This is a genomic window from Microvenator marinus (genome assembly GCF_007993755.1).
Taxonomy (GTDB): Bacteria; Myxococcota_A; Bradymonadia; order Bradymonadales; family Bradymonadaceae; genus Allomicrovenator; species Allomicrovenator marinus.
The window spans coordinates 3,026,038-3,041,153 of sequence record NZ_CP042467.1 but is presented as its reverse complement, the minus strand read 5'-3'; the positions used below and the strand labels follow the sequence as shown (position 1 = coordinate 3,041,153).

14 protein-coding genes and 1 pseudogene are annotated in these 15,116 nt (G+C 54.3%); 9 read left to right on the top strand and 6 right to left on the bottom strand.

Annotated elements, in window-relative coordinates; genetic code table 11:
* Positions 1 to 23 precede the first annotated feature (23 nt).
* From FRD01_RS12450 to FRD01_RS12440, 3 genes are read left to right on the top strand one after another with little or no spacing between them, the layout of a single operon-like run.
* Positions 24 to 1,586, top strand: a complete 1,563-nt coding sequence (locus FRD01_RS12450) for a lamin tail domain-containing protein (protein ID WP_146960096.1) — start codon at positions 24 to 26, stop codon at positions 1,584 to 1,586.
* 8 nt (positions 1,587 to 1,594) lie between these two features.
* Positions 1,595 to 1,930, top strand: coding sequence for a nuclear transport factor 2 family protein (locus FRD01_RS12445; RefSeq protein WP_146960094.1), 336 nt, complete (start codon positions 1,595 to 1,597; stop codon positions 1,928 to 1,930).
* Positions 1,927 to 2,418: a hypothetical protein gene (locus FRD01_RS12440; RefSeq protein WP_146960092.1), complete on the top strand. Its 492-nt coding sequence runs from the start codon at positions 1,927 to 1,929 to the stop codon at positions 2,416 to 2,418. The genes FRD01_RS12445 and FRD01_RS12440 overlap by 4 nt, the downstream gene beginning before the upstream one ends.
* Positions 2,419 to 2,422: 4 nt before the next feature.
* Here the strand turns inward: FRD01_RS12440 and FRD01_RS12435 are convergent, their stop codons facing one another.
* The 4 genes and pseudogenes from FRD01_RS12435 to FRD01_RS12425 all read right to left on the bottom strand — a co-directional run bounded on the left by FRD01_RS12435 (position 2,423) and on the right by FRD01_RS12425 (position 5,296).
* Entirely contained in the window at positions 2,423 to 2,761 is a 339-nt protein-coding gene (locus tag FRD01_RS12435) for a hypothetical protein (protein ID WP_249755585.1), read from the bottom strand.
* Between the two features lie 11 nt (positions 2,762 to 2,772).
* Positions 2,773 to 2,835 (bottom strand): annotated as a pseudogene (locus FRD01_RS25045) (hypothetical protein); the annotation flags it as partial.
* Positions 2,836 to 2,864: 29 nt separating this feature from the next.
* Positions 2,865 to 4,082, bottom strand: a complete 1,218-nt coding sequence (locus FRD01_RS12430) for an ATP-binding protein (protein ID WP_146960090.1) — start codon at positions 4,080 to 4,082, stop codon at positions 2,865 to 2,867.
* A 71-nt stretch (positions 4,083 to 4,153) separates the two neighbouring features.
* Positions 4,154 to 5,296 carry an ATP-binding protein gene (locus FRD01_RS12425; RefSeq protein WP_146960089.1) on the bottom strand — a complete coding sequence of 381 codons (1,143 nt, stop codon included), beginning with the start codon at positions 5,294 to 5,296 and terminating at the stop codon, positions 4,154 to 4,156.
* A 198-nt stretch (positions 5,297 to 5,494) separates the two neighbouring features.
* Here FRD01_RS12425 and FRD01_RS12420 point away from each other — a divergent pair, with 198 nt between their 5' ends.
* Complete coding sequence (locus FRD01_RS12420; protein ID WP_146960087.1) at positions 5,495 to 6,667, top strand: RCC1 domain-containing protein; 1,173 nt, start codon at positions 5,495 to 5,497, stop codon at positions 6,665 to 6,667.
* On the opposite strand, the gene FRD01_RS12415 is transcribed toward FRD01_RS12420, so the two are convergent.
* A complete protein-coding gene (locus FRD01_RS12415) occupies positions 6,664 to 6,957 on the bottom strand; it encodes a hypothetical protein (protein ID WP_146960085.1) in 294 nt (97 codons plus the stop codon). The two genes, FRD01_RS12420 and FRD01_RS12415, sit on opposite strands and share 4 nt — an antisense overlap.
* A gap of 163 nt (positions 6,958 to 7,120) precedes the next feature.
* Between FRD01_RS12415 and FRD01_RS12410 the strand changes: the two genes are divergently transcribed.
* The 5 genes from FRD01_RS12410 to FRD01_RS12390 are packed head-to-tail and all read left to right on the top strand — an operon-like array spanning position 7,121 to position 14,179.
* Entirely contained in the window at positions 7,121 to 7,543 is a 423-nt protein-coding gene (locus FRD01_RS12410) for a BlaI/MecI/CopY family transcriptional regulator (RefSeq protein WP_146960083.1), read from the top strand.
* Positions 7,536 to 8,525 carry a M56 family metallopeptidase gene (locus FRD01_RS12405; protein WP_146960081.1) on the top strand — a complete coding sequence of 330 codons (990 nt, stop codon included), beginning with the start codon at positions 7,536 to 7,538 and terminating at the stop codon, positions 8,523 to 8,525. Before FRD01_RS12410 ends, FRD01_RS12405 begins: the two co-directional genes overlap by 8 nt.
* A gap of 15 nt (positions 8,526 to 8,540) precedes the next feature.
* The gene (locus tag FRD01_RS12400; protein ID WP_146960080.1) at positions 8,541 to 9,815 is read left to right on the top strand and encodes a TolC family protein; all 1,275 of its coding nucleotides are present in this window, start codon (positions 8,541 to 8,543) and stop codon (positions 9,813 to 9,815) included.
* Positions 9,812 to 11,041 carry an efflux RND transporter periplasmic adaptor subunit gene (locus FRD01_RS12395; RefSeq protein WP_146960078.1) on the top strand — a complete coding sequence of 410 codons (1,230 nt, stop codon included), beginning with the start codon at positions 9,812 to 9,814 and terminating at the stop codon, positions 11,039 to 11,041. The genes FRD01_RS12400 and FRD01_RS12395 overlap by 4 nt, the downstream gene beginning before the upstream one ends.
* Positions 11,042 to 11,047: 6 nt before the next feature.
* Positions 11,048 to 14,179 (top strand): efflux RND transporter permease subunit, encoded by a 3,132-nt coding sequence (locus FRD01_RS12390; RefSeq protein WP_249755583.1) that lies wholly within the window; start codon positions 11,048 to 11,050, stop codon positions 14,177 to 14,179.
* A 13-nt stretch (positions 14,180 to 14,192) separates the two neighbouring features.
* On the opposite strand, the gene FRD01_RS12385 is transcribed toward FRD01_RS12390, so the two are convergent.
* The gene (locus FRD01_RS12385) at positions 14,193 to 15,092 is read right to left on the bottom strand and encodes an AsmA family protein (protein ID WP_146960076.1); all 900 of its coding nucleotides are present in this window, start codon (positions 15,090 to 15,092) and stop codon (positions 14,193 to 14,195) included.
* Positions 15,093 to 15,116 lie beyond the last annotated feature (24 nt).

Sequence of the window (15,116 nt, the reverse complement as noted above, 5' to 3'; positions counted from 1 at the left end):
CATGTTGTTTACGAGGTGATGGGATGGCGCGAAACACATGGGTACTCTTGATCGGAGCTCTGGCTCTGGGGCTGACGGCGTGCGAAGACGAGACGTTGATCACGAACAACGTGGACGGCCCCGAGACCAATAACTCCGATTCCAATAACAACACGATTCCGGCCAATAATACGATTATTGGCGTGGAATGTACCGATTCGAGCGAGTGTACCCCGCCCGCCGCCACCTGCCAGGGTAGCGTGGCTGTGTCCTATACGGGGAACGGCTTGTGCAGCTCGGAAACCGGAATCTGCAACTTCTTCCTCGTGACCGAACGTGTGGATTGCGCCGCCAATACTCAGGATTGCGAAGACGGGGCGTGCGTGGACAACGCTTGCACGGACGTCGAATGTGAGACCCCGCGCTCTCGTTGCGAGGGCAATACCGAAGTCTTCTACGAGCGCCCGAGCTCATGTCAGTTACCCGCCGGAACCTGCCAGGACTTTGAGACGCGATTCGATTGTACGACCATTGGTGCTGAGTGCCTGATCGACGGCTGCTACGGCGCCTGCGTGGGCGTGGACTGCAACGACCCGCCCGCCGCAAGCTGTGATGGGCAGGTCGCCGTGACCTTCGGAAACGGCACGTGTAATCCAGACGATGCGAGCTGCTCGTACGCTGAGACTAGAACGGACTGTACCGAAATGGACCGAGTTTGCCGAAATGGCTCCTGTGTCTCGGACCTCTGTGCGGGCGTGACGTGCGATGACCCTCCGGCGGCCTCGTGTCAGGGCACCGTGGCCGTGACCTATTCCGGTGCTGGCACATGTAATCCAGCCGACGGCGTCTGCGACTATAGTGGCACCGAAGTCATGACTGATTGCGCAACCGGCGGCCAACTCTGCGCCCAGGGTATGTGTGTCAACGACCCGTGTGATGGCGTGACCTGCCCTCAGCCCGCAGACATTTGCGATGGAAACGAGGCCAAAGTCTATTCCGGCGAGGGCGTGTGCGACCCGGCTGACGGGATGTGCGATTATAGCGCGGTTGAAGTGGTCACACCCTGCAACGCCTTAACCTGCGTTGACGCGGCTTGCCTGGACGTCACACCAGCTGCCGGCGAACTCATCATTCAGGAGGTCATGCACACCCCGTTGGCGGTGGCAGACGCTGCCGGCGAGTGGTTTGAGATCAAGAATGTCTCGGCGCGCCCGCTGAATCTGGATGGTCTCATCCTCGAAAGTGGCGGCGAGCCCGCCTACACTGCGCAGTTTGGCGGCCTAAACCTCCTTGATCCGGGCGAGCTCTTCGTCTTCGGTATCAACTCGGATATGGCGACCAACAACGGTGTGAGCGTGGACGCTGCGTACACAGACCTCGTGCTGGGCCCCACAGACACCCTTGAACTCCGCGTGGGCGCTACCGTCATCGACACCCTGAGTTGGGATAGCGCCACCACATGGCCCGCCGGCAACGGTGCCTCTATGAATTTCGGCGCGCAGCATGCGCCCGCGGACAACGGTGATGCCGCCAACTGGTGCGACTCAACCACCGCCCTCGGCACCGACTTCGGCACGCCTGGCACCGCGAACATCGACTGCCCCTAGAGATACCGATGAACACCACCGAACGACTCGCCCAAGCTCAGCTCGACGCCTACAATGCTGGCGATATTGACGCCTTTGCAGCATGCTATGCCGCCGACGTGGAAGTCTACATGCTCGGCGGAGAATTGCTCTACCGCGGCCGAGATGCCTTGCGCGCGCAATACGGTCCCTATTTTGAGGCGAACCCCAATCTCCACGCCGCGCTCCTAAACCGCACAATTCAGGGCGACTTTGCCATCGACCACGAACACGTCACGGGCTTCGCAAAGGGCGGCGAGCTCTTTGCTGTAGCTATCTATGAGGTGCGAGAGGAGCTCATTCAAAAGGTCTGGTTTATCAAATGAAGATGTTACTGATCGCGTTGGTGTTTCTAGTCGGTTGCCAAAAGTCCGACGATACGACCCAAATTCGTGCCCTCTTTGCCGAAGTTGCCGAATCCGCGCAGAAACACGATATCTCAGGCATGTTTGACCACGCGACTAAGGACTTCGCGGCGCATCCGGGGGCTCAAACTCAAGACGAAGTCAGACCAGTGCTCTTCATCATGATGAGGCGCCTGGGTACCTTTCAGGTGAAGTATCCAGACATCCATCCGGAGATTTCAGCCGACGGTCGCACGGCCACCGTGAAGGTGCCCATCTTGCTCGCGAAGACTCAAGACGTCCAAGAAGGTCAGGATGCTCAGGAGGACACGGCCGACCCGAAGGCCTGGGCTGACGCCATGCGCGACAAGTTTGGCGACCCTTACTACTTTGAGTTCCGGCTAAAGAAAGTCAGTGGGAAATGGAAGGTATGGCAGGCGCACGTCACCGGTACACGCTCACTACTCTAAACCTTCAGGCCGTGATCTCGCCGTTCACATCCACGTCAGGCGCCCTGAAACCCATGGCTGCCCACGCCCACAACAATTTGGCGAAGAACGCAATCGATTGGTGTTTCTTGTTTGGAATTGTCTCATCGAGCAGAGTTGAGTCGGGTAGGTCGCTGGTCATGGTCCGCAACTCCATAGGAGGCAAGGTACTGGCGGGCCACACGACCGAATAGACACTCATCCAGTGTCCTCCTTTAAACTCCAAGAAGACCGGCGTATTGCAGCACTTGGCGACAAGAGCGTCGGAGCGTTGGGCAAAGCCCCCAGGCGCGCGCCCGCTTCGCGACACGAGTTGCAATGGCATTCAGCCGCTAGGATTGGTTTGCCATCAACTCTTAGGCGGACTTCGCCGCAGGTGCATGTGAGCTCAGTATTCATAAAATGACCAATGGGGCATAAGGGAAGTCCTATACCAGTTGGGAGAGGAATGTCTTTGCCGGGACAATGATTGGCTTGTTACCATCAAAGGCGCTTCTATCTACATAGTCCATTTCAAACGTCACTTGAAAGGCATGAAGCGTGCCTAAGGCCTCATGATATCGCAGCAGTCCGGGAGCCAGACGGCCCTTCGAGGTCTTCACCTCCACTAGAAACCACGGCGCATCATCCCGCGTTACCAGAAAATCGACCTCGTTTTGCTCTTTGTCCCGAATGAAGTGCAATCCAAAATCTCCGAGCCCAAGATCGGTCCATGTGTGGGTGGCTTTGAGTAGAGCCGATGCCACAAGATTTTCATTTCTGGCGCCGCTATCGCGCACAATCGACCAATCCCAAAGGTAGTACTTAGGCTGCTTGCGTAAAGCTCGCGCGATGTTCTTGTGCCACGGAGGGACTTCAAAACAATAGAAGAGCGAGCGAAGAGTGGCGAGCCAACGAATGACCGTGTCTGGTGACACCTTTAGATCTCTCGAGAGGGAGCTAAAGTTCATAAGTTGTCCACTTTGCTGGCGGACCAGCTCGGCCAAGACTTCGAGTCGATCCAGTTCTTTGATGTCTGTCAGGCTCCTTACGTCTTCGTGAACAAGCTGCTGCGAGCGCAACTTAGACCAGCGTCGATGAAAAGCCTTATCGCCTTTGAACAAGGGCTCAGGAAACCCTCCGAGCTCAAGCAACTCCTCCCAAACTTCGGGCTTCTCTGGTGGACGAATCAATTCCCCTTGAAGGTGCGGGCCGTTGAGTTCAGCCACCGAAAGTGGGTGCATTCGATAAGGCAGATAGCGCCCCATCAGGCTTTCGCCCCCACTGCGAAACGTCTCGAGATTGCCGCTACCCGTCACCAGTATCTGGGTGTGCTCTCCATAAGCGTCAAAGAGCCCTTTGAGCATATTCTTCCACCCTTCAAACTTATGAAGTTCGTCGAGACCGACGAAGGTCTGTCCGGCTCTCAATTCGTTTAGGCCGGCTTGCTCGGCGATTGCCGAAGTACCACCTAGAATGGCCGTCCTGTCTTTGGGAATATCCCAGTTCAAATAGGTCGCATGCGTCGCCTTGGTCATCAAGGCCTTGCAAAGGGTCGTCTTGCCGACTTGCCTTGGACCGCTCAAAAACGCCATCTGACGGTGGTTTCTAAAGTGGTCTAGGAGCAGATTTTCATAGATCCGAGGCTTGACCATTTTAAGGTCCATCGTAAAAAAGTCATGACCAATTTACGATGGAGTCGAAAAAAGTCAAGCCACGGCACACGCTGTGAAAATGCTCAAAAGATGTCGTGGATTGAGAGGGCATCGATAGATTCGGTCATCTGAAAACTCTTTGGTCCAGCGTGAACCACGCACATCGAGGTCAGCTCCAAGGTTTGAATGGCGGAGTGCATCGATTTTGTGGTCCTCGGGGACTCCGTCCTCTTGAACTCATATCCGAGCCTTTCCTCGCCTCGGACGATCAATAGGTCGAGTTCGGCGCCGGAGTGAGTTCCCCAAAAGAAGCATTCATGGGCTCGCGCGGCCTTTTGTGCAATCACCTGGTTCATTGCGAAGGACTCCCACGATGCACCGAGCTTTGGGTGCCGCTCAACCGCAACCTTGGTGCCCAGGCCAAGCAAAGTGTGCAAGATTCCCGTATCTCGAATGTAGATTTTCGGCGACTTCACCTGCCGTTTTGAGACGTTTACAAAATAGGGTTGGAGCTCGCGAACCACGAATGTCGACACCAAAATATCCAGGTAGCTCCTTACGGTCTTGTCGGTCACATTTAGAGAGCGGCCGAGCTCTGATGCGTTCAGAGTTTGCCCATGATAGTGCGCGAGCATCGTCCAAAACCGCCGCATCAGCCGGGCCGGCACGTTGATGCCAAGCTGTGGGATATCGCGTTCCAAAAACGTTGTTATGAACTGCTCTCTCCACTCATAACTCATCGCCATGTTCGAACTTAGGAACGACCGCGGAAAGCCTCCTCGAACCCAGAGATCTTCCATCTTATCTTCTCCAACCTCTGCTAGATTTAGACTTTCCAATTCGAAGTATGCGATGCGGCCGGCGAGTGACTGTGCGCTCCCGGTCATGAGTTCGGGAGAGGCGCTCCCGAGGATCAGGAATCGGCACGGTAATTCTTCGCGGTCAGCGAGCGGTCTAAGCAAGGAGAATAGATCTGGGCGAAGTTGGATCTCATCAATGATCACCAATCCTCTTAGTGGCTTGAGTGTGAGCCCCGCATCTTGAAGGCGCGCCAAATCGGATGGATCTTCAAGGTCAAACATAGAAACTTCGCCATCGAAGTCTTTTGCGATTTCACGGGCAAGGGTTGTCTTTCCGACCTGTCGAGGACCGATGATGGCCACGACTGGGAAGTTTTGCATTAGAGTATGCACGCGTGATTTTGCGTTCTGTCTAGCTAGTTTCATGATTATCCTCGAAAATTCGGAGTTGAACTCCGAGATTTCAATGATAAATATCCCTCAATGTCCGAGAATATGCAAATTATCCCTGAAAATCCGGAATCAAACTCCGAGATTTCAATGATCTTGATCGTGCCTACGTTTGACTTAGGTATCGAACTTCGTCAGGCTCACTTTTGTTGTCGAAGAAACTGAAAGGAAAACATGAATTGGAAATACCTGATTGGTCTCTCTATCCTTGCCCTAAGTTGCGGCCAGACTAGCCCTGACGGTGCTCTAGACGTAAAGCTTGGGGGCGACTTTGGCTGTGTACTCGATCCTGGTCAAGGGGTCTTTTGTTGGGGATCCAATAGCCATGGACAGCTTGCCCAAACACCACCAAAATTTGGGTTAGAGAGCGGCGTGAGAGAAAGTGTTACACCCGTACTTGTGGCGGGAACGCAAGACGCTATTGAGCTTTCCGTGGGCGATTCACACGCCTGTGTGCTGACGCCAGACGATGTGTTGTGCTGGGGCTCGGATGAGCAAGGGCAAATCGGTGTGAGCATTCCCGATGCGTGTGAAGGCTCCGCCACTCATATCGGAAACTTTGATGTGGCCTGCCAACCGGCCGCCACGAGTTTGGGGCTTGGCAAACAAAACTGGTTGAGTGCTGGCGGAGAGGCAACCTGTGTGGGCTCCGGAACGGACACCACGTGTCGCGGCAACTCCAACTATAGATTTGATAAAATGAATGGCCTGAATTCCATAGGAATGAACTGGGAATCCGCCTGCGGGCTGACTAGCCTGGGGAAGTTGAGATGCGACAAAAGACCGTCGGTGGATGAGTACGGCGTTGTTGAATCTATAGGCTCCATCGAATCGTTCGCCCTTGGCAACGGAACGACTGTCTGCACGATCAATTCTTCCCGCGCTTTGAAGTGTTGGGGCAGCAGTAATTCTCTTGGTGAGTTGGGCGCCGGACATACCGATATCGTGAACCCCTGGGAGTCAACATCGCCTGTGCCCTCGGCCGTTCAAGTAGTGTCCGGAGGGACTCATTATTGCGCGCTCTCAGGCACCGGAGACGTACATTGTTGGGGGCAAAGCACCTCAGGACAAATCGGAGTCGCTCCCATACTTGCCAGCGGTGGTGTCGAGATGACCGACCCCGACTCCTATCAACCACCGAGCGGGCTTTGTCCTGGTGGAGCGTGTGAACCCACGCCGATAAGGGTCGAGGGGATTGGCGGAGCAACACGCATTGCGGCCGGCGCCTCGACTTCCTGCGCAATCACTGAGGATGACCAGGTCAAATGTTGGGGCCGGTTGGTGGACTCAACTGTTCCGACCGTTATAGATGGTCCGTGGTCGCATTCAGCGAGCGCTCGAGACTAGTAGTCTTTGAGGCTGCGATGAGCCTTGCCGGTCTCGTCGTAGCAGAGGTTGGAATTGGAGTGGCAACTTGACGAGTGACTCCCTACGTTGCCGCAATTCTTGCCAGCCTTCTCATCACAAATCTTCTTAGCTGCCTTGCGGTCGTCAAACGAATCCGAGCCGTTCTTACCCACGCATACGAACACGTCCGATGGCGCGTCCGAGAACCGATAGCATTTGGCTTCAACTTTGCTCGGTACAAAGACCGTTGTGCTGATGATGGCGATGATTGCGAAAAGCAGATTTTTCATTGGGGTCTCCTAGTCTTGTCTAACTTGGAGCCAAGTATGACCGCCGTAACGCGAAAAGCATCTGAAAGAGTCTGAAGAACAATGAACATTCAGGGGACTTGACATCTACTATTGGTGGTCGTAGTTTCTTCACAAGTGAGCTTAGCATCACTCGGAGATAGCTATGAAAGGTATTCGCATTCGACCAGAGCAGGATGGACTTCGGACCACACTTTTTGAACTCGAGGCCGAAATCATGGAAGCTGTCTGGGAACGGGGATGGGCTGACTTTAGCGTTTCCGACGTTCATCAACTCCTCGAAAAGCGCCGAGAGATTGCGTACACCACGGTTATGACGACGGTGAGTCGCTTATTCGACAAAGGGTTGCTCACGCGACACAAAGACGGACGTAGGTTCATCTATCAACCAGCGATGAGTAATGGTGAGTTCATTGAGGCTATGACTCGGGAAGTCATGGAGAGTCTTCCACCGGTTGGTCGTGAGGCCGCCGTTGCGCTACTTGTTGAAAGAGTCGCGGAAGCTGACGAGGGGGAACTCGACTTTTTGGAGGAAATGATTCGGCGAAAGAGGCGTGGCGATGGGTGAATTGCTTTTTCCAATTGCGGCGATATTCCTGACTCTCTTGATTGTCGTTGTCTCTAGCGCGCTCAGTCTGGCCGTACTGAAAAACAAGCGCCAAAAAGGGTCGCTAACTGGCTTTGGCTCTGAAACGACCTTTGCTTGGCTCGTGGCGCCAACCTTGATACCGCTTACTTGGTTGGTATCTTCTGCGATTCATCAAATTGAACCCCGAGAATTTGTCGATTTGTGTTTGGTTGATCACGGCATCGAAGGGTGCACGGATTCAATGTTGCTAGTTGGGTTTCTCGTTGCGGGCATAGTTGGACTGGTCGGGTACAGGCTTTGGAGGGAAATGCCACGGCCAAACTACGAAGTTCTGGATCCTGGTGACCTTGCTCTTCGTAGAGTCCAGAGCATAATCTCTGCAGACGAGCGTTTGAGAACTTTGAAAGTAGATGTGGTGCATCACTCACCAGAACCAGTCTATACCTATGGGTTTCTTAAACCACGAGTCGTGATCGATGCGTGTTTTGTGTGCCATGCTGACGATGCGATGCTTCGTGCTGCCCTTCTTCATGAGCACGCTCACATCAAGAGCCGGGACACCTTCCGAAACTTTTTGGTGCGCCTCACTCTCGCGATTAGTCCACTTGGGAAATATCTGCGACGTGAGTTCGAGCTATGGAGAACGGCTCGAGAGGCGGTTTGCGACAGAGAGGCAGTTCATCACGGAGGCGACCCGCTGGCTCTAGCTGAGGGAATTCTGAATGCGGCGCGATTTCGCTGCGAGAATCCTGAACCATCTTTGGTCGCACTGACGGGCGCTGGCTCGGCACTCAAGCTTCGTTTGGCTCTTCTCTTACATGGCGACGAGCGACTTTCTTCAGGGCCGGGCTATAGGGCCTGCTTGATCTTAGCGCTCCTTGCGATGTGTATCCCTCATGTTGATAACCTGGGCGTGCTCGACTACGTACACGTATCAGTTGAGCAACTTCTTCACCTCTAAAAGCTAGGAGTTCACTTGGGTCTTCTGTCTTACATTAAAATTTGGCTCGTAATTACTATCGTTAATAGTATTTTCGTGTCGAGCGCGAGCGCCGAGGCGCTATCGCTACCTGAGCTATTGAGCTTTGCGCACTCGAATTCACCTTATATCAAAAGGGCCGAAGGCGAGGTCGGTCTTGCCCGTGCTCAGAAGTTAGGCGCAGAAAACTCGCTCCAGAAGAATCCCGAGCTGTCAATTTCTGCAGGAGGGCGGACGTTGCCTCGTGGAACTGGGCTCGAGTTTGAAGTTGGTCTGCAGCAAGAGTTTGAAATCGGAGGTAAGGCCACACTTCGGCGGAAGCTCGCCGCGCGACACATCTCTAGATCCCAAGCTGAGCTAGCCGAGTCGCAGTGGAAGGTACACGTCGAAGTGCATCGACTCTATGTCGATATACTTCTCGCTCGAAAGCGAATTGAACAAGCGGAGCGTTTTGTTTCCTATGCGCTTTCGGTGCGCGATATTGTACGCAAACAGATTGATGTGGGTGAGGAGTCGCCTTTGGCACTACTGGTTGCCGAGGCGGATCTCGCAAGGGCACGCGAGCTTGAAGTTGGTGCAAGACAACTCGAAGACTCGCTGCGGGTGCAACTCGCAACCACAATGGGCTGGGAAAGCTCCGACCTTCCAACGATTTCTGGAAACCTTCCCGAGGTTCGACCGGCTCCAGCCGTCGATGAACTGATTGCCTCAATGTCAGAAAATCACCCGTCGGTGCGCGCAAGTAACGAAGCGCTCGACGCGAGCAGAACAAAGCTTGAATTCGAAGAACGAGCTCTATGGCCGGATCCAACTCTTGGGGTCAGCTACGCGAGAGAGGCTGCCGCAGCACCTGAAGATCCTGCGCATATCTGGATGCTCAGCCTCTCCGTTCCACTGCCCAGTTTCAACCTGAATGAAGAAGGTCGGGCGATGGCTGCTGCCGAGCTTGAAATCGCAAATCAAGAGCAGATGGCTACCCATCTAAAGCTCAAGGCTGAGCTTCGAGAGAAGGTGAGCGCGCTGAATGCAGCCGTTGAACGCGTGGCGATTTACGAAGCAGGTGTCATCCCACAGATCGAAAAGAACCTGAGTCTTTTGCAACGCTCTTGGGACCTTGGAGAGGTCGACATCCATCAAGTCTCACAGATGCGCGAACGCCTCTTGGAGGCGTCGGACCAACATATGGACGCGCTTACAGCCTACTACGAAACGGCGGCCGAACTTGAGGGGCTAGCCGGACAAGAACTTTGGATAGTTTCGGAGGACAAATGACTCATATCAGCAAGAGAATCGGATTGTGGCTGACCTTGGTCGTACTGCTTCAGAGTTGTGACTCCGGAAAGGGACACTCAAAGGAGGAGGAACAAGCCGAGGAGGAACACAAGCACGACGAGGGTGACGGGCATGCGCACGAGGGTGACGGGCATGCGCACGACGAGGGTGACGGTGAAATCCGTGAAGATGCACTGCGTTTGACCAGTGAGGCTATGAAACGCGCCGAAATTCGTCTGCAGACGCCACAACAAGGTACTCTCTCACAGCGTCTTGAAATCTCGGCAGAGGTGGAGCTTAACCCGGACCGTGTCGCTCACATCAGTCCGCTGGTGGCGAGCAAGGTGCTGAGTGTGGACGTCCAGAAAGGCGACGTTGTGAAGGCCGGTGATAAGCTTGTCGAGCTCAGAAGCGTGGAGCTTGGTGAAGCGCGCGCAGAACTAAGGCGTGCCAGAGCCATGAAGGACGTGGCCGAGCGAAATCAGCAGCGCCAAAGGCAACTTCGAAAGGAAGGGATCAGTTCTGAGCGTAGCCTGCTCGAGTCCGAACTCGCTTTTGACCAAGCAAATGCTGAGCTCGAGGCCGCGAGGTCAAGGCTCCTTGTCTTCGGTTTGAACGGTGGAAACGGTCCAGATATGACAATCGTGTCACCCATCGATGGAACCATTATTGCTCGACACGCAACGCGCGGAGAAAGTGCAACGTCGAGCGACACCCTCTTCATTGTGGCGGACCTCTCAACACTATGGATTGTGGGTCAGGTACCAGAGCGAACAGTCTCTGGGGTAAGCGTTGGAATGCCGGCGACTCTGAGTCTCGGTGCCTTTCCGGGGCGTACATGGACTGGAAAAGTGGACTACGTGGGCTCTGTTTTGGAAGAATCGACGCGCTCACTTCCAATTCGGGTTGAAGTCGATAATCCCGATGGTCTTCTTCGTCCAGGCTTCTTTGGTAGTTTGTCTTTGTCTGAAACAGGGACACAAGGCACCACGCTTTTGGTGCCACTTGTGGCGATTCAGACTCTCGACGACAAGAAGGTTGTGTTCGTTTCCGAAGATGAATCTGGAACATTCAAGGCTCAGCCCGTCTCGCTCGGAGCGGAGAGTAAAGACTTCGTAGAAGTGATCGACGGCCTCAGTGCCGACTCCAAGGTGGTGGTCGAAGGGGCGTTCCTACTCAAGTCTGAAATGATTCGTGGTCAACTCGGCCACGGTCACGCACATTGAAGGGTCATGATGAATAGTTTCGTTTTATTCTGTTTGCGAAATCGCTTCCTCGTGATCTTTGTTGTGCTCTTGATCGGGGCTATCGGTGTTCGCGCCGCACAACATTTGCCGATCGACGCGGTGCCCGACGTAACCAACGTCCAAGTCCAAATTCTCACCAACGCACCCTCACTTGGTCCGGTCGAGGTCGAGCAATACGTCACCATGCCGGTTGAAACGGTGATGAGTGGACTCCCGAAGGTCGAGGAGGTTCGTAGTCTCTCCAGATTCGGACTCTCGGCCGTGACGGTGGTTTTTGAAGAAGGGACAGACACCTATTTCGCGCGACAACTGGTTTCAGAACGACTCACCGAGGCACGTGAGTCCATTCCCGACGGATATGGATCCCCAGAAATGGGACCGATTTCCACGGGATTAGGTGAAATCTACCAGTTTGAGGTCCGTGGAGAGCCCATGTGTGCCCCAGAAGGGCCGGACACGGACCAGTGCTACACTCTCATGGAGTTGCGGACTCTGCTCGATTGGTTTGTGACGTTCCAACTGCGCCCCATTGCCGGCGTGGTTGAGATCAACCAGTTTGGCGGTGAGTTAAAAACTTACGAGGTGCAGGTTGACCCTGAGAGGCTGACCGCTCTCGGTCTAAGTCTCAGAGACGTATTTGAAGCGTTAGAGGAAAACAACGCCAACGAGGGCGGAGGATACATCGTAAGAGCCGGTGAGCAACGTGTCATTCGTGGAGAAGGACTGATTTCAAGCCTCGACGACGTTCGCAATGTTCGCATCACTACGAGGCACGGTACTCCCATTTTTGTTCGTGATGTCGCCAACGTTGAGTTCGCTCCCGTCATTCGACAAGGCGCGGTTACACGTGACGGACGTGGGGAGATTGTCAGTGCTTCTGTTATGATGTTGATGGGGGAAAACTCCGGGGAAGTCGCTGAATCTGTACGGATCAGGCTAGCTGAGATCGAATCGAGTTTGCCCGATGGCGTAACGATCGAAACCTACTATGACCGCTCAGTCCTAGTGGAGAGAACCATCCGAACTGTGGCCACAAACCTAATTGAAGGTGGCGTTCTCGTTATCGTTGTTTTGCTTCTGATGCTTGGAAATCTTCGAGGGGGACTTCTCGTGGCGGCCTTGATTCCACTCTCCCTACTTTTCACGTTCATCTCAATGTCGTTCTTCGGAGTATCTGGCAACCTTATGAGTCTTGGTGCGCTAGACTTTGGGCTCATCATCGATGGCGCAATCGTTGTCATCGAAAACGTTTCTCGAAGGCTCTCGGAATCAGGCGCAAAAGGGGATGGTGTGCGGCGAGAGGTCCGACTCGCTACCCTTCAAGTTCTCAGGCCAGTGCTTTTCGGAACAGCCATCATCATGATCGTCTATGTTCCCATCCTCTCTTTTCAAGGAATTGAAGGGAAAATGTTCCGCCCAATGGCTATTACGGTCCTCTCGGCGCTCGCCGCAGCACTCATCTTAGCCGTTACATTGGTCCCGGCTGCTTCCACCTGGATCTTTCGAAACGGACTTGTTGAAAAGGAGCCGTTTCTAGCTCGTGGCGCGCGGTTACTCTACGAACCAGTACTTGAATTCGCCCTTCGTTTTCGGGGGTTCATCATTGGTGGTGCCATCGTGGTTATGTTGGGAGGTGTAACCATGGCATTCAATATGGGCGCCGAATTCATTCCAACTCTCGATGAAGGCGCGATTGCTATGCAAGCAGTCCGCCCTCCCTCGGTCTCGCTCGAAGAGTCGGTCAGAGCAACTGGTCGCATCGAACGAACACTCCTGGAGGCTTTTCCTGACGAGATCGAAACCATTATCTCGCGAACCGGAAGAGCCGAGATAGCGACCGATCCTATGGGGGTAGAAATCTCAGATATCTACGTCATGTTGAATCCTGTCGAGGATTGGAAACGCGCCGAAAAGAAATCCGAACTAGTGCGCGCTATAGAAAAGGAACTCGAGAAGGTCCCAGGTCAGAACTACTCCTTCTCTCAGCCGATTGAATTGCGTACCAACGAGTTGATCAGCGGGGTTCGCTCTGATGTAGCCGTGAACCTCTACGGTCCTGATTTCGCTGAACTCGAACGCACCGGTGATCGAATCTCACAGATCTTGTCGCAAATCGAAGGTGCAGCTGACGTCAACTCTGACCAAGTGGCCGGACTTCCACTGCTAAGGGTGATCGTGAACCGAGATGCACTGGGACGCTACGATCTCAACGCATCCGACGTGCTCGACGTGGTATCCGCGGTCGGAGGAAAAGAAGTTGGTGTGGTGTTTGAAGGGCAGCGAAGATTTGCGCTTCAGGTACGCCTGGCAGAACACGCACGCTCAAGCCCGGATGTGCTACGAAGACTTCTAATCACCACCCCAGACGGTGCCCAAGTTCCGCTCGGCCAGGTAGCCGACGTCAGACTGGATGAGGGCCCCGCGGTTGTGAGTCGAGAAAGCGCACAACGACGAATGACCATACAGGTCAATGTAAGAGACCGCGATCTCGCTGGATTCGTTGCGGAGGCTCAGGAAAAGATCCGAGCGGAGGGAAAGCTTGTGCCGGGGTACTTTGTGACCTGGGGAGGACAGTTCGAAAATCTGCAAGCGGCCAGCGCACGCCTCGCTATTGCCGTTCCAGCCGCACTGATGCTGATATTTATCTTGCTCTTCACAATGTTTGGCTCTGCACGTCCGGCCTTTATCATTTTCCTTAACATCCCCATGGCGGCTGTTGGTGGAGTGTTTGCGCTGTGGATGCGGGATATGCCTTTTTCGATTTCGGCTGCTATCGGGTTTATTGCACTTTCGGGAATTGCAGTACTCAATGGCGTAGTAATGATCACCTACATTCGGGAACTCCAACGAGAGGGACTTGCGCTCTTTGATGCTACCAAGAAGGGAGCGAGCTTAAGACTTAGGGCCGTCTTGATGACAGCCCTGACCGACGGAATTGGGTTCCTACCGATGGCAATTTCAAGCACGGCAGGTGCCGAGGTCCAACGTCCCTTGGCCACTGTGGTGATTGGTGGACTTATAACTGCTACGCTGCTTACCCTGGTGGTGTTGCCCGCTGTCTACAGTTTGCTGGGTGAGGCCGATCTCGCTGCCAAAGATGAGTTAGACGAGTGCTAAGCTGCGATTGGTGTCAATCGGTTTGAATCTCGACGTCGGAGCCAAAGAAAGTCACAACCTGGGCAGCTCCAGTTAGAAATTTAACCTCAGTGTCGCCTCTGGGGGACAAATGTAGCTTGATTGGGGGATCGCCGCCCGGTTCCACGCCCAGCCGAGTGTCAATCGTACCTTCGTCCAACTTCAGCTCTAAGGTCATTTCGACCATGGGCTTTTCATTGCCAGCGATACGTCCGTCAAGCTTTGAGAAGCTGAAGGAATCGCCGAGGAACTTGGGTTCTTCAAACGTGCCGCTGACCTCTACAAGCTCCGTGCGAACAAATTCGCCGCCTTCGGGACGCGTAACAAACACGCTGCCCCTCGCATTGTTGACCGTGTAGGTGGTCTCGGAATCAGGGCGCAAGACCACACGCATCTCACGGGCGTTCAGATGGCGCAGCTCGAGGCCGGCCGAATCAGAAGCCTTAGCATCGGACCCATCTTTGTTATCGGTGCCCTCTGGGCTGGCGAAGGTCTCTTCGATGGTGAGTTTGTCGCCTTCACCCATTTCGATGGTCACCGTCCCAAGCCGCGCCACGGCCTCTCGAATCGCGATTGTCCCCCCTAAAAACGCCGCCAAATCCAGCGTGGCATCAGCATCACCCACATGAATCGTCTCGCGCCCATCAGGTGCCCGAAACCTCACGTCACCTGCTAACACCCGCACTCCGGTCAAGCCTTGAAAGAAGTCGATTTCATAGAGCGAGCCAATCTCCAAAGACCCGGCCATGCCTTCGGTCGCGTAGCTCTGAATTCTCTTGGAAATGTATGCATGGCCCGCATCTGAGTGAATCCACATTGAGGCGCACACGAAGACCACGCCGACAATGGCCGCGGTACCCATACCCAACTTCACGTATCTCTTTGATTTACTCATGTAAGCCCACCTCGAATCCAGCCG